The sequence below is a fragment of the Ruegeria arenilitoris genome, from assembly GCF_013030265.1.
In the GTDB taxonomy this organism is placed as follows: domain Bacteria; phylum Pseudomonadota; class Alphaproteobacteria; order Rhodobacterales; family Rhodobacteraceae; genus Ruegeria; species Ruegeria arenilitoris_E.
This window is the reverse complement of the sequence record NZ_WPZQ01000002.1, coordinates 418349-439683: the sequence shown is the minus strand read 5'-3', so window position 1 is coordinate 439683 and position 21335 is coordinate 418349. Positions and strand designations below refer to the sequence as shown.

The window sequence follows — 21335 nt, the reverse complement described above, 5'->3', positions numbered from 1 at the left end:
TGCGCAAATGTTGCGGTTTTGCAACCGGACAGCACAAAGCAACCGACCGGCGCAGTCCGCAAAACCACAGACATGCGACGCTTCGGAGCATCTGATCATATTGCGGAAAACTGCTCAGTCCTGCCGCCAGGCCTCTGACGGGCCCTGTGGATATCTTGAGGGATAAAATTCGATACCGCAACCCGAATCTTTAGCTGATTGGGGTACTTGGACAATTCACACCATCCTCAGTGATGCTGCGCACCTCCTGCGTTTCGCTGTTAAGGAACGTGGCCAATCGAACCAGCAGGCGATCTTCGTGCAGGAACGGCCACCAGCAAACCGGGATGCCGTCGGGATCGTCATCGTACAGAAAACAGATCTGACCATTCGGAGTGGTGATCTGACCATAGACACATCCCCGCCCCTCCATTCGCCAGACCGAAGTTGATCGGTTCAGAAACTGTTCGGTCCCCACAAGGAAACCGCTGCGAACCTCATAGAACTTGATGGTTTTACCCACGACCGCATCCAGAAACTCGTCCGGCGTTATAACGGTCTGCGCTGACACCTGAGCGGGCAGCAGGGCTGCCAGCAACCCCGCGATGGCCCGACGGATGACCCTACCAGTTGTCACGGAACCAGCGCACGGCGCGCTTGAACGGGCGTGCCGCGTAGGTGTCGACCGGGATCTCGAAATCCCACCATTCATCCTGCGGATGCGCTGCAAACAGGCTGAGGCCCACGGCAGACGAAAAACCTGGCCCCGTAGCAGACTGAGGAAGCCCATGAACCCGTAGTGGGCGACCAAGGCGAACGCGCTGCCCCAGAATGCGACTGGCCAGTCCGTCCAGACCCATAATCTGGCTGCCGCCACCGGTCAGTACGATCTGCTGGCTGGGCATATGCTCAAATCCTGCGGCATCAAGGCGGACGCGTACTTCTTCGAGGATTTCCTCGACACGTGGACGCATAATGCCGATCAGCTCGGCACGACTTACGGTGCGGCGATCGTGCTCCCAATCACCGGTGTCACCACCGATATCAATCAGATCGCGGTCATCCGCGCCCGTGGCATGAACCCCGCCATTAAAGGTTTTGATCCGCTCGGCCACCGATGCAGGAACGCCCAGACCCATCGAGATATCCGATGTGACGTGATCACCGCCCATGCGCACGCAATCGGCGTAGATCATGTGTTTCTTCATGAAGATCGACACGCTGGTGGTACCGCCGCCCATGTCGATACATGCCGCCCCCAGTTCCTGCTCATCCTCGACCAGCGCAGAGACACCCGAGACATAGGCGGAGTTCGCAATCCCCGCCAGTTCCAGATCGCAGCGTTTGATACAGCGGACGATATTCTGGATCGCCACGGCGTCAACGGTCAGCATATGCATGTCCACCGCCAGCGACTGGCCCAGCTGTCCGCGCGGGTCGATCAGGCCCGAGCGGTTGTCGAGCGCAAAGTTCACCGGTTGCGCGTGCAGCACCTCGCGCCCTGCCCCATAGTCCGGCACGTCGCAGGCGTTCAGCACCCTGCCGATCTCGGCCTCGGTGACCAGCTGACCTTCGAGATCAACCTGCGCGTCCAGACCGTAGGAACGCGGGTTGGCGCCTGAGAAACATGCAATGACGTGGTCAACACGAATGTCGGCCATCTTCTGTGCCGCCTGCAGAGCAGTCCGGATTGCGCGTTCGGTTTCCTGCATGGCGGTAACTTCGCCAAACTGCACCCCGCGCGATCGGGTGGTTGCCGCGCCGATGACACGGAACCCCGTCTGACCGGCCATTGAGCCGATCGAATTGTCCTCACTCAGCCGACCGGTCCCGTCGAAGCGCAGCACGAGACAGGCGATCTTGGAACTGCCCACATCCAGAATGGCAACGACCCCGCGTTGCATTGCCTGTCTGCGCATCTGCCGCATAGCCCGCTGGGACTGATAAAGATCGGTCATCATATTCGTTACTGCCCGTTACCCACTGTCACTTTTGTATTCCACCAGTCTTCGCTGGCGGCTTTGGTCATTCTGATCGTCGGTCGCTGTCCGAGGCGCATATCCACAACGGCCACGTCGCGCTCCAGAAGGTCCTGCACCTCGTTCACAGCCAGCACCCGTTCGAGCGCGCGCACCGGGCGTTCAACCGGCAGCATGATGCGCTGTCCCCGATCCAGAACCAGATCCCAGCGTCGCTCGCCAATGCGGACGAGACCGCGTACGCGATCCCCAAGGCTGCGCGATGTTGCGAGGATTTCCATCGCTTCAGAAACGTGCTGATCCGCTCCCTTCCCAGCGATCAGCGGAAGGCCCGCATGATCGGCCCGGGACGTGACCGGCTTTACATGCGCACCGGTTTCGTCCAGCAGCTCGACCCCATTGCGGGTACGCCAGACGATAACCGGCTGACGTTCGACAACATCAACCTGCAGAACACCGCCCGGACGAATACGAACCGTTGCCGATTTCACAGGATCGAGACCGGTGATCACATCGCGGATCTGTTCGACATCCAAATCCCAGGAACTGATCGGGAAATCCAGTGGCACGACCTCACGAATATCCTCGGACAGGCCTGTGCCTGCGCCGTCGATGGCCATCAGATTGACCATGAATTCCGGGCGTTCCTGAATTGAGGTACGGATGTCCGCGATATAGGCGGTAACCGCCTCTCGCCGATCATTGGATGCAAAATAAAGCCCCATAGCCGCGGCTATCGCGCAAAGTGGCAGGCCGACCTTCACACCAAGGCGAATGCCCGGCGTCAGCATCCACCGTTGAAAACGATAGCTGAAACGCGATGGAGCCGGATCAGAGCGACCGGAGTTGCGACCGAACAGACCCGCACCACGCAACCGTAGCTTCGGTGCGACATCGCTGTCCGGCTGAGGGGCGTCATTGAAATCTGCGTCCGGCCCTGCCAGCTGTTTGGACCTGTGGATCACGGGGGCCCGGGTGGCAGTCAGCGGTCGCATGAGGCGTCCTCCACCATCCAGGCGCAGAGCTGACCAAAAGTCATACCAAGATGCGCTGCTTGCTCGGGCACCAGAGACGTTGGCGTCATGCCGGGTTGCGTGTTGGTTTCCAGCAGGAACAGCCCATCCGCGCCCATGCTGTCATCCCAGCGATAGTCGGTACGGCTGACCCCCTTGCATCCCAAAGCGTTATGGGCGCGCAGGGCATAGTCCATGCAACGATCAAAGATGTCTTGCGGGATCTCGGCTGGTAAAACATGCCACGAACCACCGGGCTTGTACTTGGCGTCGTAATCGTACCAGCCACCATCCGTCATGATTTCTGTCACGGTCAGTGCGCGGTCACCCATAACCGTTACGGTCAGTTCACGACCCGCGACGTATTTCTCGACCATCACCTGATCCGGCATATCCTCGGACAGCTGCGGAGGGCCATTCGACCCTTCGTGCACGATGTAGATGCCGACGCTCGAGCCCTCGTTATTAGGCTTGGCCACATAGGGCGGCTCCATCACGTGAACTTCGATCACCTCAACCTTGGGAACGATCACGCTGGGCACAACAGGCAGACCTTCGGCCTCGTACACCTCTTTGCTGCGCTGCTTGTCCATGGCCAGAGCCGAGGCCAGAACACCCGAATGCGTGTATGGGATGCGCATCCACTCCAGCAGGCCCTGTACACAGCCATCTTCGCCCCAGCGGCCATGCAGGGCGTTGAAAACTACATCCGGTTTGATGTCCAAAAGGCGCGCATATAGGTCGGGACCTGCGTCCAGTTCGACCACTTCATAGCCTTCTCCCCTGAGGGCGGTTGCGCATTCGCGCCCGCTGCTGAGAGACACCTCGCGTTCCGCCGAGGGTCCACCCATCAATACCGCCACTTTGGGGTTTGTCCTGCTCGACATACCCAACGTGCGCCTCAATGTCCCTGGACCTTATGTGGTGGTCCATACTGCGTTTATGCCTTTGATCCGTCGCCTTAAATTGCCTGTTATTGGTCTGACGGCCAGGGCTTTATTCTTTCAGCGGTTCACCGACCCGCATGATTTCCCACTCTAGCGTGATGCCGCTTGTTTCGTAAACCTTTTTTCGCACCTCTTCACCCAGACCTTCGAGGTCGGCGGCGGTGGCTTCACCGGTGTTGATCATGAAATTCGAGTGCTTCGGGCTCATCTGCGCCCCACCTTTGGTCGCACCACGCATCCCCGCATCATCAATCACCTTCCACGCCTTGAGGTCGTGGACGTCATCAGCGCGGCCAGTAGATGAGAAACCGGCCGGATTTCGGAATGTCGAGCCAGCGCTGCGATCTTTGGTCGGTTGCGTCTCGTCACGTTTTTGCAGCTGTGCTGTCATGCGTGCATGCAGTTCTTCCGCGTCTCCGGACGGCCCTTCGAGCGTGGCAGAAACCAGAACCGCGCCTTCGGGCAGATCGGACTGACGATAGCGGAAATTCAGTTCTTCGGGGGAAAGATCCACGACCTCTCCTTGTCGGGTAACAATCGTGGCCTTACGCAGCACGTCCGCTGTGTAGCTGCCGTAACAGCCGGCATTCATCCGCACCGCGCCGCCGATCGAACCCGGAATTGTGCGCAGGAAAGTCAGGTCAACACCCGCATCCGCGGCCTTGCGCGCCACATGCGCATCCAGCGCGGCGGCACCCGCCGTAACCGTATTACCTTCGACCGAGATGCCGTTGAAGCCACGACCAAGACGGATCACAACCGCGCGTAACCCACCATCGCGAACGATGAGGTTCGAGCCAACACCCATAGGAAAGATTGGAACGTCTGTCGGTAAATCGCGCAGGAATTTTTGTAGGCCTTCCAGATCGGCGGGCTGGAACAGGTAATCCGCCGGACCGCCGACCCGCAGCCATGTAAGGTCGTTAAGGTTTTTCTGTTTTGTCAGCTTGCCGCGAACGGTGAGTGTATCGATCGTCATTTTCACCTTCTACCCAAGGCGCAGTCATATGTCATCTTTGCCACTTCGAACATCAGGTTTTCCGCTTTAAAAAACTGATTAGTCCCCCCAGCATGGCTCCAAAGACCGCCGGAATAACCAAAGCCCAGGACAAAATGAAGCGTAAAAAATCATCATTTTCCTGCGGGATAGCGTCTTGAGAAGGAAACCAATACGCAGCGGTTAGAACTGTTATGACAATCAGGCACATAACGACCCACCCACAACCTTTCTTTGCTGCAAAGTATGCCAAAGCAGTAACGACAACGAAAACAATCAATGCGACCGCACTGAATGTACTTAGCGTTTCTTCCATTAGATTTTTCGACCGATGCGTCGCAACCACCGCCCCAGATAAATCACAGGCCAGCGCAACATGGACATGCCCATGGCCAGAACGATCAGCCCGATCCAAGGACCATTCTCATAAGTCACGTAGCCTAAAATAGGTATGCCCACAGCGATCAGAACATAGGCGCGGGTCCAGTGGTTGTCCTTGCTAGGGATCATCGCCAATACGTTGGCCGCAATTCCCCACAGACCGGCTAGCGCGATAGACCAGCTCATTCCATCACCTCCCCGCGCACCCATTTGCGCCAGTAATAGCGAAGTGGATTGCGGAACATTGAGGCAAAGGCCGCAAAGGCCAGCGCTGATATGATCCAGCCGAAATCAAATCCCAGCCAGATAATCAGCATAGGCGCGCAAATCAGAAGAATGATGCCGGGCGGGAATTGCAACCGCATCGGCAGCATGGCCACAATTGTGGCGCAGATCACCCAAAGGGCGGAAAAGACGACAGATAATTGCATGCGCGCCTCTGAGACCGTACCGGATTTCGCGTGCACGAAACCACATCCTGAAGTTGTGCACCTAAATGGTATACAACGTCAAACGGCTTGTTTCCTTTGCAAACGCTCGGGCAAACCGTTGGCCCACGCACTGATCGTACCTGCCCCGAGGCACACAACCATATCGCCCGGACGGGCTTGTTCGCGCACCAGACGCTCCAAATCATCTTCATTCAGGATCGCCCGCGCGTGGCGGTGACCATGACGGATAAGACCTTCGACCAGATCATCGCGGCTTGCGCCTTCGATCGGGTCTTCACCGGCTGCGAATACTTCGGCAATCGCCACGACGTCGGCGTCGTTAAAGCAGGTGCAGAAATCATCAAACAGGTTGGACAGGCGAGAATAGCGGTGCGGCTGATGCACTGCGATGACCCGGCCTTCGGTCGCCTGACGCGCGGCTTTCAGCACTGCCGCGATTTCAACCGGGTGGTGACCGTAGTCGTCGATGATTGTGACCCCATCGATCTCTCCGACCTTGGTGAAGCGACGATTGACACCACCAAAGTTAGCAAGAGCCTCGCGAATTTCAGAAGCCTTCATGCCCAGATGACGGGCAACGGCCACGGCACTCAGCGCGTTCGAGACGTTATGATCACCGGGCATCGGCAAGGTGCAGCCCTCGATCACCTTATCCTCATGGCGCAGGTGAATGTCGAAATGCGCAACCCCGCCCTGGTAGGTCAGATTCACAGCCCGCACATCAGCCTGTGCATTGAACCCATAAGTCCGGACGCGCCGGTCTGAGATGCGACCGACCAGCGTCTGCACTTCGGCATGGTCCGTGCAGCAGACCGCGAGGCCGTAGAACGGGAGGTTCGAGACAAACTCATAAAAGCCGTCGCGCAGGGTGTCGAAGTCACCCCAATGCTCCATATGCTCGGGGTCGATATTGGTAACGATAGCGATGGTTGCGGGCAGTCGGTTGAACGAGCCGTCGGATTCGTCCGCTTCGACCACCATCCATTCACCCTGCCCCATCCGGGCGTTCGAGCCATAGGCATGGATGATGCCGCCGTTGATCACGGTGGGATCAAAGTCGCCTGCCACCATCAGTTCGGCCATCATCGTTGTGGTGGTGGTTTTGCCATGCGTCCCCGCGATGGCGATGTTCGATCGCAGGCGCATCAACTCCGCCAGCATGTCGGCGCGGCGCACGACGGGCAAGCCTTGCGCCCTTGCCTCGTCCAGTTCCGGGTTACCCGGTTTGATTGCAGTCGAAACAACAACTACGGCCGCATTCTTCAGGTTTTCGGCCCGCTGACCAACAAAGATTTCAGCACCCAGACCTGCCAGACGATCCGTAATCTTGGACGCCTTCAGGTCCGAACCCTGCACCTGGTACCCCAGATTGAGCAGCACTTCGGCAATCCCGGACATCCCGATTCCACCGATCCCTACGAAATGGATCGGCCCTACGTCCTGTGGCAGTTTGGTTGCTGGATTCATGTGGTCTCCTTCTGCGCCAGTTGTTCGACAAGGGCGACCAGACGCTCGGTGGCATCAGGCGCCCCAACCGACAAGGCGGCATGGGCCATTTTCTGTGCGGCTTCGGGGTTCGTCAGAACCGTGGTCATTTGCTCGGTCAGCGAAGGAACGTCAAGCGCGTTTTCTGGAATCATGATCGCGCCACCGGCCTGAACCAACCCGCGGGCGTTGGCGGTCTGGTGGTCGCCTGCAGCGGCGGCGAACGGGATCAGGATCGACGGACGCCCGATAACCGAGATGTCAGCGACACTTGACGCGCCTGAGCGTGAGATCACCAATTGCGCCTCAGACATGCGGCGTGGAACATCCTGAAAGAAGGGTTGCACGTCAGCCTTGATACCGTGTTCGGCGTAGAAGGCCGAGACCCGCTCACCATCCTCGTCGCGTGCCTGATGGGAGACGCGGACATATGAGCGCAGAAACTCTGGCAGAGCGGCAATGGCACCCGGCACCATATCACTGAGAATGCGCGCGCCCTGCGAACCGCCCATCACAAGGACCGACATCGGATATTCGCCCGGCGGGATGTATCCTGCCGCTGCACGCTCGAGCACGGCCGCACGCACAGGATTGCCCGTGTGGATCCCATTCGCTCCTTCGGGCAGGTCCGTCGGCCAGACACCGCAGGCCACATGAGCGACACGTGTTGCAAACAGTTGGTTTACGCGGCCCAGAACGCCATTTTGTTCATGGATCATCCGGGGGATTCCCAGCATCGTCGCAGCACTCAGCGCCGGGATCGAAGGATAACCACCAAAGCCCACGACTACATCCGGTTTGTCACGCAAGAGCTGAAACGCCATGCTGGTCACACCACCGGCAATCTTTGGCCCGGCCAATGCTTTGGCTGCCAGACCACCACGGGCGAAGGTCGCCGAAGAGGCCTCGACAATCTCGGTCGTGTGCGGGAAGCCGCTGGTATAACGCGCGCCGCGCGCATCGGTGGACAAGCGCACGCGCCAGCCCTTTTGCAGCATCGCCTCGGCCAGTGCCTGTGCCGGGAACATGTGGCCCCCGGTACCGCCAGCCGCAATCAACAGGTAAGGTTTCCCCATTATCCTCTTCCGCGCAGAATATCGCCAAGTTCGCCCTGTGGGCGTGTTCGGGTGAAGGCCAGCAGCATGCCGACCGCGATGCCGCCCGCGATGAGGGACGAACCGCCATAGCTGACAAATGGCAGCGTCATGCCTTTGGCGGGCAGCAGGCGCACAGCCACGCCCATGTTGATCATCGCCTGAACACCAAACATGCAAGCCAGACCGGTACCGGCCAGACGCACGAACATGTCGCGTTCCCGCATCAACCGCAGCAGCGAACGCACCACGATGATTGAATAAAGCGCGATGATGATCAGAACCAGGATCAATCCGTATTCCTCTGCCGCTACAGCAATGATGAAATCGGTATGCGCATCAGGCAGCGACCATTTCACCTGCCCCTCGCCCACGCCCACGCCAAACAAACCGCCCTCGCGGATTGCGTTGGTGGCATAGCCAAGCTGGGTGGTCGGATCGACCTCCTGGTTTAGAAAGCCATCGATGCGGCGAGCGAAGTGTTCAGAATTCGAATACGCGAACATACCGCCCAGCACGACAAAGCCTGCCATACCAACCAGCAGCAGCATCGGCGCCCCGGCAACAAAGTACATCACGCCCCAGCCGAAAAGGATCAGACAGGCCTGACCAAAATCAGGCTGCATCACCAGCATGCCTACGATGGCCATACACAGCGCGAAGGACCAGATCCGCCCCGGAGGGCCGTTGATTTCCTGCGATGCGGCCAGCAGCCATGCGGCAACGACGACAAATCCGGGCTTGAGAAACTCGGACGGTTGCAATGATGCAAAGCCCAGCGAATACCACCGCACCGCGCCTTTGCCGAAATCGGTGCCGAAGATCGGCAAAAAGGCCAGCGCAACAAAGGCTGCCAGAAATCCCAGCACAGCCAACCGCCGCACCAGCGTGGGCGACATCATCGACGTCAACAGCATCGCGATCAGCGCCAATCCGCCGAAGAACGCCTGACGTTCGACATAGTGGAACGGGTCGAACCCGTTGCGCCCGGCCAGTGGCGGCGATGAAGCCAGCCCCAGCAACAAACCGATGACAAACAGGATCAGAACGCAGGACATTGTCCAGCGATCAATCGTCCGCCACCACTTTGGTAGAATCGGTTCTCCGCGCTGGTCCTGGACCGCGCCATACACCATCTCAGTCATGAGATACCGCCACTCTCTGCCTCGCTCGCGCCCCGTTTTCGGGGTCTGATTGAGACACTACAGTGATTTTTACGTTTGGGCTAGCGGAATGAGAGGTGATGGGTAAATCCGCTCAGCTGTGTAGCCGGTCGCGGATCAGCCATGCAGACATCAACTCACAAAGAGGTCTTCGTGCCGCTGCTTGATCCGGGGCCAACTGTTGGCAATTGCCGGAATCTCGAGGCCAAAATCATACTTCAGGCAATCCACCAAGGCTTTTGGTGTCGCAAGTACTTCCTCACGAGTTCCCGCAGAATCCAGAGTGCGCTTGACCAGACCACGCAGGACGACATGCCTACTGGCGTAACGTCGTTGGGCCGTCAATGTGCGCAGAAACGGCGAGTCCGGGTCAGTTTGCAACTTCTTACTGGCGGGCAGAAATACGCTTGGTTCTACTTCATCCAACGTAAACCAGTAGCCGGCTTCGCTGCCCCCTGCATTCTCTGAATATTGAATGAAGCCATTATGTTGGGCGGCAAGGCTAATGGTATAGGGTTGCTGCGTAACCGTATCGGGCCTGAGCGGGACCGGGGCAGACATCGCACCCCCGAAGCCGACATCGACAAGCAATGGCTCGTCACAATCTACCCTCAGTAACATATGATCGGGCGCCTGATCCAAGGAGGGTCGATCCGGGCCGACATGGCCAGCCAGAAAGGACACGCTGAATCCAACCTCCTGCAGCGCCCAACTGAAAAGAGCGTTCAGCTCAAAACACCACCCTCCGCGCTTTTGAAGGACAATCTTCGCATAGATGTCGCGCAGATCTCCCGATACCGGCACGCCCATCTGCTGATCGAGATTTTCAAAGGCAACCGTGGCCAATTGGGCTGCGAACAGATCGTCGAGCGTGGCGCGATCAGGTTTCAAGGTGCCCGAGTAAGTGATGCGTTCGAGGTAGTTTTCCAGATTCATCTCTGCACCTTCCAAGTCTTTTGTGCCGAAACATCATGACAAGTATCTTTGTAATTCCTCAAGTTGGGTTGAGCTCAAGCTAAAACTTCGGAGCCTTCACCGCGGCTTTGCCCCCTTGCCTTCACCCCCAATCCACGCCATGCGCAGCATATGAGATTTGACACGATCATCCTTGGTGCCGGTGCAGCCGGTATGATGTGCGCCATGCATTGTGGCGGGCGTGTGTTGGTGATCGATCACGCCAAAGCGCCTGGCGAAAAAATCCGCATCTCGGGCGGCGGGCGCTGCAACTTTACCAACATGTATGCGGGACCTGCCAACTTCCTGTCGCAGAACCCACATTTCTGCAAATCAGCGCTTGCCCGCTATACGCAGTGGGATTTCATAGATCTGGTAAACCGCCACGACATCGCATGGCATGAAAAGACGCTTGGGCAGCTGTTCTGTGATGGGTCGTCGAAGCAGATCGTTTCGATGCTGGTCAACGAGATGGAGCGCGTAGGCGCTGAGCTTTGGTTGCAAACCTCACTGCGCGATCTGCGCAAGGCCGAGGAAGGCTTTGCGCTGGATGTCGAAAGAGAGGGGCAGCGCATTGATCTGACCTGCACCAATCTGGTGCTGGCCACGGGCGGCAAATCGATCCCCAAGATGGGAGCCACAGGGTTGGCTTATGACATCGCAGATCAATTCGGGCTTAGCATGACCGAGACGCGCGCAGCGCTGGTTCCGTTCACGTTCTCGAACGGTGAATTCAAGGATCTGTCCGGTGTTTCCCTGCCCGCGCGCCTGTCCAATGACCGTACCAGCTTTGACGAAGCACTGCTGTTCACGCATCGTGGACTGAGCGGGCCATCAGTGCTGCAATTATCATCCTTTTGGCGCGAAGGCGAAACGATCCGGGTCAATCTGATCCCGAATTTACCGCTATTCGACCTGCTGAAGGAGCAACGGCAAAGCGGTGGTCGCAAGGCACTGACCACGGAACTGACAAAACACCTACCCGGGCGACTGGTCGACTATCTGGGCCAGCACATTCCGATGTCAGGTAATCTGGCCGATCAGTCGGATGCAAAACTGACAGATCTGGTCACTGCCCTTTCCGAGTGGAGCCTGCTGCCATCGGGAACGGAAGGGTATCGCACGGCCGAGGTGACCCTGGGCGGCATCGATACCGATAATCTGTCGTCAAAAACGATGGAGGCCAAGGAAATCCCTGGCCTCTATGCAATTGGTGAAGCGGTAGATGTCACCGGCTGGCTGGGCGGCTACAATTTCCAGTGGGCGTGGTCCTCGGGCCATGCTGCAGGAACTGCGATCGCCAGCAAAGCTTAGCCTACGACGTTGTAGCCACGTCCGCGCATGCAGTTGCGCACGATCACTTCACGGTTTTGGTTCTTGGCATAAACGTCTGCACCGGCGCCAAGCAGAGCACCCGCCGCTGCCGCACGACCCAGGTTATCACTGCTGTCCTGAATGATCGCAGTCGTTGCCGCCGCACCTGCCGCGCCAATGGCTGCATTGCCTGCAGTGCTGCCATCGACTGCTGCCTGAGACGCGGCCAGTTGCTGACACTGCGCCAGATCATTGCTGTAGTTTGGTCCGACCGGGCCATCGATAACGGGCTGGTAGTTGGCGCCGGTGTTGGCGCAGGCACCGGCCAGCATAAGCACGGGAAGGATCAGAAAAGACTTACGGTTTGTCATAACGATGACCTCTTGTTGAATTACAGAGAAGCAAAACCAATTCGATTATGGCGTCAAGCTAATCACCTGAAACCTTGACTGAAACGGCGGTCAATTGCAAACGGGGCTATTCCGCCAGCCGTTTTTTGACCTCAGCAACGAAATCATCTCCGCGCTGTTCAAAATTGTCATACTGATCGAAACTGGCTGCTGCTGGCGCAAGCAGGACCGTTTCTCCGGGTGCGGCATCTTTCATCGCCTGCTCGACTGCTGCGGCCATCGTGGTGCAAACCTCGGCCTCGGCCTCAAGCTGCATCGCGAAACCGGCGGCTTCACGCCCGATGACATAGGCTTTGAGCACCGCATCCCCGGCAGCGTTCAGTGCAGACAGGCCGCCTTCTTTCTCAAGCCCGCCACAAATCCAGCGGATGTTTCGGAACGCGCTGAGAGCTTTGAGCGCGCTGTCAACGTTGGTGGCTTTGGAGTCGTTCACATAGGTGACCCCATCTGCCTCAGCGATGATCTGGCTGCGATGCGGCAGCCCGGGATAGCTGTGCAGCGCCTGTCCGATCACACGCGGCGCCAGCCCCAGCGAACGGCAGGCCGCATAAGCTGAACAGGCGTTCTGATGGTTATGCGCGCCCGGAAGCCCCTTGATTTCACGCAGATCAATTGAACCTGCCTGACGACCTTTTCGATATTCCGAGAGGAACCCCTTACGCGCAAATACCTGCCAGCCCGGCCCTGTCAGCTTGCGGTCGACCGAGACACGGATGACCCGATCATCTGCGGGCCCTTCGGCCAGTTGCCCCGCCAGAAACGCTCCTTCGGTTTCATCGATGCCGATGACAGCGCGGTCAGGCCCACCTTCGGCGAACAGGCGGCGCTTGGCGGCAAAGTAGCCGCCCATTCCGCCGTGACGATCCAGATGATCCGGTGAGAGATTGGTGAAAACAGCGATATCCGGCGTCAATGACCGCGCCAGCTCGGTCTGATAACTGCTGAGTTCCAGCACCACAACCGATCCATCACCACCGGGATCGATATCCAGAACTCCACGCCCGATATTGCCCGCAAGCTGAGAGTCGCGCCCGGCCTCGGTCAGGATGTGATGGATTAGTGCGGCGGTGGTCGACTTGCCATTCGAACCCGTCACAGCAATGACCCGTGGCGGGGTTTCGAGATTGTTCCATTCGGGCCCCGCAAAGGATCGAAAAAACAGCCCTATGTCGTTGTCGACGGGAACCCCGGCTTCCAACGCGGCGACCACGACCGGGTTGGGTTCGGGATACAGATGTGGAATGCCCGGCGAGACAATCAGTGACACGATATCATCAAAGGCGCCCTGTCGGCGCAGATCAGCGCAAGTAAAACCTTCAGCCTCGGCGGCGTCGCGCGCAGCTGGGTTGTCGTCCCAGCAAATAGCCTCGGCCTCGCCCGCACGCAGCGCCCGCGCTGCGGCCAGCCCTGATCGGCCCAGTCCCAGAACCCCAACTTTTTGTCCTGAAAACCCTTTGACCGGGATCATGCCGCTCACCCTTTTGACAGTTGCTCTTCCAACCAGTTCGCACGAAGGATCACGGCCATTTTCGGGACCACAACCGGTACAAACCCGTATTCAGGTAAGCGGTCGCATAACGCTTGGTATTCTGCAAGGGCCTGCTCGAAATCATGCTGCCGGTCCTGATCCTGCTCAAAAATCTCAGGCCATGACGGAGTCAGATATACATGACGATCATAACCGACATCCAGTATTGCGCGACGAATATCAGCGGCTAATGGCGTTCCCGTTCGGTCAAACCAGATCAACGCGTCCAGAGCTGAACGGTCGAATATCACCTGATCCTGCTGAGCGTTATGAAAATCCGCCAACGCAGTTTCGATGACACGGAAGCAAAATGCCTTTGGGTCAGACCATGGAAATGCCTGCCCATTGTTATGCCGTTCCAGCGCGATCACTCGCCGCCCGGGTTCAGAAACCGTGGCATAGCCGCGCTCTGACATCTCCTGCAGCAGGGTGGACTTACCACCCCCGGAACAGCCTGAGAGAACGATCCTGCGCGGTTTCACCGAACCTTCAACGTTGCCAGACCGATCATCGCGAGGATCAGGGAAATGATCCAGAAACGGATGACGATCGTGGGCTCCGCCCAGCCCTTTTTCTCATAATGATGATGGATCGGCGCCATGAGGAAGACACGCTTGCCGGTCCGTTTGAAATACAGGACCTGAATGATCACGCTCAGCGCCTCGACCACGAACAGGCCACCAACTACCGCAAGGACAAGCTCGTGTTTGGTGGCCACCGCAATCGCGCCCAATGCGCCACCCAGCGCCAGCGATCCGGTATCGCCCATGAACACCGCAGCAGGCGGCGCGTTGTACCACAGGAATCCCAGTCCGGCGCCGAACAAGGCAGAGGTGAAGATGAATATCTCGCCGGTTCCCGGAACATAGTGCACATCCAGATATTCGGTAAAGTCGACCCGACCAACCGCATAGGCAATGATGCCAAGGGTTGATGCGGCAATCATGGCCGGCATAATCGCAAGCCCGTCAAGGCCATCGGTCAGGTTCACCGCATTTGCGGCACCGACGATAACGATGATCGAAAACGGGATGTAAAAGATGCCGAGATTGATCAGAGTATCTTTGAAGATCGGCAAAGCGAGTTGATTTTGCAGTGCTTCGGGATGGTGCAGCGAGGCCCAGAGCGCCGCGAGCACGGCGATCAGAATCCCCAGCGCCAATCGCATCTTGCCCGAAACGCCCTTGGTGTTCTGCTTGGACACCTTGGCATAGTCATCCGCGAACCCGATCGCCGCGTAGGCCAGTGTCACAAACAGCACCATCCACATGTATGGATTATCCCAGCGCGCCCAGATCAGCGTCGAGGTGACCAGAGCACCAACGATCAGCAAACCGCCCATGGTCGGTGTGCCGGCCTTCGAGAAATGCCCCTCGGGGCCGTCATCACGGATAGGCTGGCCCTTACCCTGTTTCTTGCGCAGAACGTTGATCAGCGGCTTGCCAAACAGAAAACCGAAGATAAGCGCAGTCAGAAAGGCACCGCCCGCGCGGAACGTGATATAGCGGAAGAGGTTAAAAAAGTCCCCTCCGTCCGACAGCGCGGTCAACCAATAGAGCATTACAAAACCTTTCTCACACAGAGGTCGCGGGTGCGGTCATTGATCAAGCGCGCCCCCTTGCCCCATTTTACGCAAACCGTCAACAATCCGTGCCAGCGCCATGCTGAGCGATCCCTTGGCCAGCACCACATCCTGATCCTGAATCAGGTCGGGCAAATGCGCCGCCATTTCGTCACTTGTTTCAAACCACAGCCCACGCTTGCCCGCAGGCAAGGCGTCATGCAGTGCCTTCATCAGCGGACCAATGCTATGCACCAGATCGACGCGAGCCATCGCATCCACATCTGCCATTGCTGCATGCATCGCCACTTCTGCCGAGCCCAGCTCTTTCATGTCGCCCAGAAACGCGATGCGGCGCTTGCCCTCGGCTGCGGCCAGCACATCTAGAGCTGCAGCCATCGAGGTGGGGTTGGCGTTGTAGCTGTCGTCCAATAGTTCGATCTGCCCGCCACCGGCCAGAGACAGCGCCTCACGCACGCCCCGCCCCTTGACCGGGGACCACTGCCTTAGCCCAGCGATGGCCTGATCCAGATCCACGCCCAACTCGACGCATGCTGCCAGGGCACCCAGTGCGTTCATCGCAAAATGTGTGCCAGCAGACTGAACGTCAAAGGTAATCGGCTTGTCATCGGCACTGGCCGTCGCGCGCACGGCATCGGCAGATTGGACCACATCCTTCAGCGCGTAACCTTGTGCCTGAGTGCCGAAATCTACGATCTTTGCGCCGCGTTCATCGGCGCAGTCACGTAGAATGTCGGCATGTTCGATGTCAGCATTCACAATAGCTGAGCCGTTATCCGTAAGGCCCTCGAATATAGCTGCTTTTTCTTGAGCGATACCTGCGACGGACTCGAAAGCCTCCAGGTGAACAGCAGCCACAGTCGTGACCAGCGCCACATGCGGCTTGGCCTGTCGGGCCAGCGGTCCGATTTCCCCGGGGTGGTTCATGCCGATCTCAATCACCGCATATTCCGTATCGCGCGGCATCCGCGCCAGCGTTAGCGGTACGCCCCAGTGGTTGTTGTAGCTGGCAACACTTGCATGGGTTCGTCCCTGACCGGACAGGATCGTGGCCAGCATCTCTTTGGTCGAGGTTTTGCCAACACTCCCGGTTACGCCGACGACCCGGGCATCACTGCGCGCACGGGCAGCCTGCCCCAGCGCTTCGAGCCCGGTCTGAACGTCCTCAACAATCAGCAGCGGCGCGTCTTCGGACACACCTTCGGGAATACGGGACACCAGCGCTGCCCCGGCGCCCTTTTCAAGCGCCTGCGCCACAAAATCATGCCCATCACGGGCAGCTTTGAGGGCGACAAACAGATCTCCGGGCTGAATAGTCCGGGTATCGATGGAAACGCCATTCACGCTCCAATCACCTGTCGTGCGTCCACCTGTTGCCTCGGCGGCCTCGGCTGCAGTCCAGAGTGTCATGCAACCCTCCCATCCAAAGCCGCAACAGCAATGCTGGCCTGTTCCACATCATCGAACGGAAGAACCTGATCACCAACGATCTGACCGGTTTCATGCCCTTTGCCCGCAATCAACAGCGCATCGCCGGGTTGCAGCGCATCAATCCCGCGTAGGATAGCCTCCGCGCGGTCTCCGACCTCGGTCGCCTCAGGCGCCCCCCCCATCACAGCTGCGCGAATGATGGCTGGATCCTCGCTGCGGGGATTGTCGTCGGTGACAAATACAATGTCGGCGTGATCTGCGGCTGCCTTGCCCATCAACGGACGCTTTGTGGCATCGCGATCCCCGCCGGCGCCGACAATGGCAATCAGCCGTCCCATGACGTGTGGGCGCATCGCTTTCAGTGCAGTGGCGACCGCATCCGGAGTATGTGCATAATCGACAAAAACTGCTGCGCCGTTGTCACGGGTCGCAGCCAGTTGCATCCGCCCACGTACAGTCGTCAGATGCGGAAGGGTTTCGAAAACCCGCTCGGGATCTTCACCACCTGCGATGACCAGAGCACAGGCCAGCAGAACATTTTCAGCCTGAAACCCGCCAATCAGATTCAGCCGGGTCTGGAATGTCTTGCCTCGCCATGAAAAGCGCAAATCCTGACCGGTTGCATCAAACCGCTGGTTCAGCAGGCACAGGTCCGCATCCTCTGAGCCGACGGTGAGTACCGTCTGGCCCCGGGCTTCGGCGACCCGGCGCATCTCGGCACCTTTTGGGTCACTGAGGTTGATAACGGCGATGCCATCCTGAGGCAGGACGCGGTCAAACAGCCCGGCCTTGGCGGCAAAATAGGCCTCGAACGTGTCGTGATAATCCAGATGATCCTGCGTGAAGTTCGAAAATCCCGCCGCCGTGAGATGTACACCATCCAGGCGGCGTTGTTCGAGCCCATGAGACGATGCCTCCATCGCGGCATGGGTTACGCCATTGTCCGCCGCGTCCGCCAGACACCGATGCAGTGTGATTGGTTCGGGTGTCGTGTGTGCCAACGGTGCAGTCCATGCCCCTTCAACACCGGTTGTGCCTAGGTTGATTGCAGCGTGGCCAAGCTCGGTCCAGATCTGGCGCACGAATGTCGCAACGGACGTTTTGCCATTGGTTCCGGTCACGGCGATGATGGTCTTGGGCTGCGCACCGAACCACAATGCTGCGGAATAGGCGAGTGCCTGACGCGGATCTTCGACAACGATTAGTGCGGCATCCGAGGCCACCAATTCTTCGGCCGCAATCTCGGCCCCTTTTGCATCTGTCAGGATCGCAGCTGCGCCCATACGCAAGGCAAACTGAATGAATTCGCCGCCATGCACGCGCGTTCCGGGAAGTGCTGCAAAAAGGAACCCGTCCTTGACCTCGCGGCTATCGACCGCCAGCCCGGTTATGTCGGGATTGCTTCCACCCCGCGCGGTCAGGGCCAGTTGGCTGAGTTTCTTTGACCTTGCGCCCATGCCCCACCTGCCTGGTTCTGCCTAGTTTGAGGTCAGCGTTATAGCAGCGCCCGCCTCAGGCTCAAGCCGTGGTCTGAGACCCAGAAGCGGTGCGATGCGACCGATCAGTTCGGCAGCGACCGGCACCGCTGTCCAGCCTGCTGTACGGCGCTTTTCGCCATAGGCCACGATGGAAGGTTCGTCCAAAGTGACGATCAGCACATATTTAGGATCATAGGCCGGAAACAGAGTGGCGAATGTCGCGATGACCTTGTCATCATAATATCCGCCGCGCGGTTTCGGCTTGTCCGCTGTGCCGGTTTTACCTGCCACATCATAGCCGGGAACATCGCCAAAGCTGGCGGTGCCATCGGTCACGACCTTGCGCAACATCTTCTGTGCCTGCGTTGCGGCATTCTCAGACAGGACGCGCGGGCCGTATTGCGGACCGTTGCGACGCAGAATCGTCGGGCTGACATAATGCCCCCCATTGGCAATCGCCGCATAGCCCGCCGCCAGATGCATCGGACTTGTCGAAAGGCCATGGCCATAGGAAATCGTCACTGTGCTGAGCTCGCCCCATTTCTTGGGTTTGAGCGGCTCACCACCAGCTGCCTCGACAATCTCGAACGGAGTTGGCTCAAACATGCCCAGCGTGCTCAGGAAATCCTGCTGCCGCTGCGCGCCGATCTGCAATGCCAGACGCCCGGTCCCCCGGTTCGAACTGTGAACGATCACGTCGGCAACACTGATCTTGCCGTAGTTTTTGCCGTTGAATTCACCGATCGGAAAGCGGCCGATTTTCATCGGGCCGGATGTGTCGATGATGGTATTCGAGTTCACCAGCCCGATCTCCACCGCCTGAGCGGCGGTGAAAATCTTGAACACAGAACCAAGCTCGTAAACGCCCTGAACATATCGGTTGAACAGTGGGCTGTCCGACGGATCAAAACCCGAGGTTGGCGGACGCGGACGGTCATTGGGATCAAACGATGGCAGCGATGCCGCTGAAATGACCTCGCCGGTGTGCACGTTCATAAGCACTGCCGAGGCACCCTTGGCATTCATGATCTTCATGCCGCCGTACAGCACCTGCTCGACTGCGGCCTGAATAGTCAGGTCCAGCGACAGTTGCAGCGGTTTGTTGCCATTGGCGGGGTCGCGCAAATAGTCATCGAACTGTTTTTCAACGCCCGCAACGCCAATCACCTCGGCAGCGCTGACACCTTCGCGGCCGAAACCTGCTCCGCCGAGGATATGCGCCGCCAGTCGCCCATTAGGATAAAGACGCATTTCGCGCGGGCCAAACAAAATGCCCGGATCGCCGATATCGTGTACGGCTTGCTTCTGCTCGGGTGAGATACGTTTCTTGATCCAGAGGAACTTACGTTTGCCTGTGAAATCCTTGACCAGACGCTCTTTTTCAAGATCTGGGAAGATTTTGACCAGCTCATCCGCCGCCGCCTCCGGATCGATCATCAGAGGTGGTTGTGCGTATACCGAATAGGTGTCCAGGTTGGTCGCAAGAATGCGCCCTTCACGGTCCACGATGTTTGCGCGCTGCATGGCAATGGATGCGCCAGGTGCGCTTGCCAAAGGCTCCTGAGCCTCAGAAGTGGCGAGCATGCCCATGCGCACACCGACGACAGCGAACGCACAGAAGAAAAAGAGCCCAAGCACCAACAAGCGCCCCTCGGCTCGGGCCCGGGCGCGGTCTTTCATATCCTCGTGACGCTGGCGGATATTCTCACGCTCGATCGCCTTGGGGTTTTCGCCTCGGGCGCGGGCGTCCAGAATGCGGGCAAGCGGGCGGAGCGGTGTGCGGGTCATGGGATCTGTACCTCGCCCAGTGCCTGAATGTCTGTGATGGCCTGCAATTCGATCGGATCGACAATCGGCAGATCGGGATCTTCGGCATAAGCGATTTGATCAGCGCGACCAAACTGCTCGGCCCGCAATGGCAGCAGGCCTAGACGTTCAAAGTTAAGGTCCGCCAATTCGCGCAGGCGATCAGGCCGATTCAGGTAAGCCCATTCTGCATTCAGAACAGCCAGCCGCGCCTGAGCGGCGCCAATCTGACGCTGCAGCGACTGGGTTTCCTTCAATACCTGCTGCGTGCGGTAGTTTTCCTGATAGGCCCACAAAGCCAGCCCGAATACGGCCAGGGCGGTCAACACATACAATACACTCTTCATCTTGCCCTTCCCCCAAGTTGCGGCATTCCGATGGCGCGGGCATCAATTTCCCCCGCCGGGGCATCGGTACGAATGGCGACACGCAGCTTGGCTGAACGCGCGCGCGGATTTTCCTGCAGTTCCCGATCATCCGGGCCAACGGCCTTGCGGGTTTTCAAAGTGAACTGCGGCTGTTCCTGCTCAATCTCAGGTGCGTAGCGGTTTGCGCGACCGGTTTTGCCCGCGCGCGACTGGAAGAACCGCTTTACCATGCGATCTTCGATCGAGTGAAAGGTGACAACAGCCAACTGACCGCCGGGTTTCAACGCCCGCTCGGCCGCCATAAGTCCTTGGAAAAGCTCTTCATATTCAGCATTCACTGCGATGCGAATACCCTGAAAACTACGCGTCGCAGGATGAGATTGCCCCGGCTTGGGGCGCGGCAGACAGGATTCGATGATCTCGACCAGACGCAGAGTTGTCGTGATCGGCTCTTCCGCCCGCGCCTTGACGATAGCCTTGGCGATACGCCGGCTGGCGCGCTCCTCGCCATAGTGAAACAGGATATCAGCCAGTTGTGCTTCGGTCGCTGTATTCACCAGATCGGCGGCACTTTCGCCGTCCTGGCTCATCCGCATGTCCAGCGGACCGTCCTTCATGAAGGAAAAGCCACGCTCGGCCTGATCAAGCTGCATGGATGAGACACCAAGATCCAGCACAACACCATCAAGGTCTTGTGCGTATTCATCCATGCGTGAAAATACACCAGGCTGCATCACCAGCCGGTCACCATAGCCCTTTGCCCAATCCGCAGCCATTTCGAATGCCAGTGGGTCGCGGTCTACACCGATGACCTTGTCGGCCCCTGCCTCCAGTAATCCGCGCGTATATCCGCCTGCGCCAAAAGTACCGTCCAGCCAGACACCAGAAACGGGTGCAACCGCCGCAAGCAACGGGCGAAGCAAGACAGGGATATGGGGCTTATCCGAAGGGGAATGATCCGCGCCGGCCATGCC

22 protein-coding genes are annotated in these 21335 nt (G+C 58.5%); 1 reads left to right on the top strand and 21 read right to left on the bottom strand.

Going from position 1 to position 21335, the window contains the following annotated elements; genetic code table 11:
• Window positions 1–190: 190 nt before the first annotated feature.
• From GOX61_RS05065 to GOX61_RS05010, 12 genes are all read right to left on the bottom strand, one after another.
• Window positions 191–616: a hypothetical protein gene (locus GOX61_RS05065; RefSeq protein ID WP_367646938.1), complete on the bottom strand. Its 426-nt coding sequence runs from the start codon at window positions 614–616 to the stop codon at window positions 191–193.
• On the bottom strand, window positions 603–1937 hold the full coding sequence (gene ftsA, locus GOX61_RS05060) for a cell division protein FtsA (RefSeq protein WP_155147583.1): 1335 nt from the start codon (window positions 1935–1937) through the stop codon (window positions 603–605). The genes GOX61_RS05065 and ftsA overlap by 14 nt, the downstream gene beginning before the upstream one ends.
• A gap of 8 nt (window positions 1938–1945) precedes the next feature.
• On the bottom strand, window positions 1946–2953 hold the full coding sequence (locus GOX61_RS05055; protein ID WP_170331750.1) for a cell division protein FtsQ/DivIB: 1008 nt from the start codon (window positions 2951–2953) through the stop codon (window positions 1946–1948).
• Entirely contained in the window at window positions 2941–3858 is a 918-nt protein-coding gene (locus tag GOX61_RS05050) for a D-alanine--D-alanine ligase (protein ID WP_254436746.1), read from the bottom strand. The genes GOX61_RS05055 and GOX61_RS05050 overlap by 13 nt, the downstream gene beginning before the upstream one ends.
• A 109-nt stretch (window positions 3859–3967) precedes the next feature.
• Window positions 3968–4897, bottom strand: a complete 930-nt coding sequence (gene murB / locus GOX61_RS05045) for a UDP-N-acetylmuramate dehydrogenase (protein ID WP_170331748.1) — start codon at window positions 4895–4897, stop codon at window positions 3968–3970.
• Window positions 4898–4949: 52 nt separating this feature from the next.
• Window positions 4950–5231 carry a hypothetical protein gene (locus tag GOX61_RS05040; protein WP_170331746.1) on the bottom strand — a complete coding sequence of 94 codons (282 nt, stop codon included), beginning with the start codon at window positions 5229–5231 and terminating at the stop codon, window positions 4950–4952.
• A complete protein-coding gene (locus GOX61_RS05035) occupies window positions 5231–5482 on the bottom strand; it encodes a DUF2484 family protein (protein ID WP_170331744.1) in 252 nt (83 codons plus the stop codon). Before GOX61_RS05035 ends, GOX61_RS05040 begins: the two co-directional genes overlap by 1 nt.
• Window positions 5479–5727 carry a DUF2484 family protein gene (locus GOX61_RS05030; RefSeq protein ID WP_170331843.1) on the bottom strand — a complete coding sequence of 83 codons (249 nt, stop codon included), beginning with the start codon at window positions 5725–5727 and terminating at the stop codon, window positions 5479–5481. Before GOX61_RS05030 ends, GOX61_RS05035 begins: the two co-directional genes overlap by 4 nt.
• Before the next feature lie 78 nt (window positions 5728–5805).
• Window positions 5806–7215 (bottom strand): UDP-N-acetylmuramate--L-alanine ligase, encoded by a 1410-nt coding sequence (gene murC, locus GOX61_RS05025; RefSeq protein WP_170331743.1) that lies wholly within the window; start codon window positions 7213–7215, stop codon window positions 5806–5808.
• The gene (locus tag GOX61_RS05020; RefSeq protein WP_170331740.1) at window positions 7212–8309 is read right to left on the bottom strand and encodes a UDP-N-acetylglucosamine--N-acetylmuramyl-(pentapeptide) pyrophosphoryl-undecaprenol N-acetylglucosamine transferase; all 1098 of its coding nucleotides are present in this window, start codon (window positions 8307–8309) and stop codon (window positions 7212–7214) included. Before GOX61_RS05020 ends, murC begins: the two co-directional genes overlap by 4 nt.
• A complete protein-coding gene (ftsW, locus tag GOX61_RS05015) occupies window positions 8309–9472 on the bottom strand; it encodes a putative lipid II flippase FtsW (protein ID WP_155147354.1) in 1164 nt (387 codons plus the stop codon). Before ftsW ends, GOX61_RS05020 begins: the two co-directional genes overlap by 1 nt.
• A gap of 150 nt (window positions 9473–9622) precedes the next feature.
• Window positions 9623–10426, bottom strand: a complete 804-nt coding sequence (locus GOX61_RS05010) for an arylamine N-acetyltransferase family protein (RefSeq protein ID WP_170331738.1) — start codon at window positions 10424–10426, stop codon at window positions 9623–9625.
• 150 nt (window positions 10427–10576) lie between these two features.
• On the opposite strand from GOX61_RS05010, the gene GOX61_RS05005 reads away from it, so the two are divergent.
• Entirely contained in the window at window positions 10577–11758 is a 1182-nt protein-coding gene (locus GOX61_RS05005) for an NAD(P)/FAD-dependent oxidoreductase (RefSeq protein WP_170331736.1), read from the top strand.
• On the opposite strand, the gene GOX61_RS05000 is transcribed toward GOX61_RS05005, so the two are convergent.
• The 9 genes from GOX61_RS05000 to rsmH form a co-directional block, all read right to left on the bottom strand.
• Complete coding sequence (locus GOX61_RS05000; RefSeq protein ID WP_155147350.1) at window positions 11755–12129, bottom strand: glycine zipper family protein; 375 nt, start codon at window positions 12127–12129, stop codon at window positions 11755–11757. The two genes, GOX61_RS05005 and GOX61_RS05000, sit on opposite strands and share 4 nt — an antisense overlap.
• 106 nt (window positions 12130–12235) lie before the next feature.
• The gene (murD, locus tag GOX61_RS04995; RefSeq protein ID WP_170331734.1) at window positions 12236–13636 is read right to left on the bottom strand and encodes a UDP-N-acetylmuramoyl-L-alanine--D-glutamate ligase; all 1401 of its coding nucleotides are present in this window, start codon (window positions 13634–13636) and stop codon (window positions 12236–12238) included.
• 5 nt (window positions 13637–13641) lie between these two features.
• Window positions 13642–14178: an AAA family ATPase gene (locus tag GOX61_RS04990; protein WP_170331731.1), complete on the bottom strand. Its 537-nt coding sequence runs from the start codon at window positions 14176–14178 to the stop codon at window positions 13642–13644.
• On the bottom strand, window positions 14175–15257 hold the full coding sequence (gene mraY / locus GOX61_RS04985; RefSeq protein WP_155147344.1) for a phospho-N-acetylmuramoyl-pentapeptide-transferase: 1083 nt from the start codon (window positions 15255–15257) through the stop codon (window positions 14175–14177). The genes GOX61_RS04990 and mraY overlap by 4 nt, the downstream gene beginning before the upstream one ends.
• 36 nt (window positions 15258–15293) lie before the next feature.
• A complete protein-coding gene (locus tag GOX61_RS04980; protein WP_155147342.1) occupies window positions 15294–16688 on the bottom strand; it encodes a UDP-N-acetylmuramoyl-tripeptide--D-alanyl-D-alanine ligase in 1395 nt (464 codons plus the stop codon).
• Complete coding sequence (locus tag GOX61_RS04975; RefSeq protein ID WP_155147340.1) at window positions 16685–18166, bottom strand: UDP-N-acetylmuramoyl-L-alanyl-D-glutamate--2,6-diaminopimelate ligase; 1482 nt, start codon at window positions 18164–18166, stop codon at window positions 16685–16687. The genes GOX61_RS04980 and GOX61_RS04975 overlap by 4 nt, the downstream gene beginning before the upstream one ends.
• Before the next feature lie 21 nt (window positions 18167–18187).
• The gene (locus tag GOX61_RS04970) at window positions 18188–19975 is read right to left on the bottom strand and encodes a peptidoglycan D,D-transpeptidase FtsI family protein (protein WP_170331729.1); all 1788 of its coding nucleotides are present in this window, start codon (window positions 19973–19975) and stop codon (window positions 18188–18190) included.
• Window positions 19972–20340 carry a cell division protein FtsL gene (ftsL, locus tag GOX61_RS04965; protein ID WP_170331727.1) on the bottom strand — a complete coding sequence of 123 codons (369 nt, stop codon included), beginning with the start codon at window positions 20338–20340 and terminating at the stop codon, window positions 19972–19974. The genes GOX61_RS04970 and ftsL overlap by 4 nt, the downstream gene beginning before the upstream one ends.
• Window positions 20337–21332, bottom strand: a complete 996-nt coding sequence (gene rsmH, locus GOX61_RS04960; protein WP_170331839.1) for a 16S rRNA (cytosine(1402)-N(4))-methyltransferase RsmH — start codon at window positions 21330–21332, stop codon at window positions 20337–20339. The genes ftsL and rsmH overlap by 4 nt, the downstream gene beginning before the upstream one ends.
• Window positions 21333–21335 lie beyond the last annotated feature (3 nt).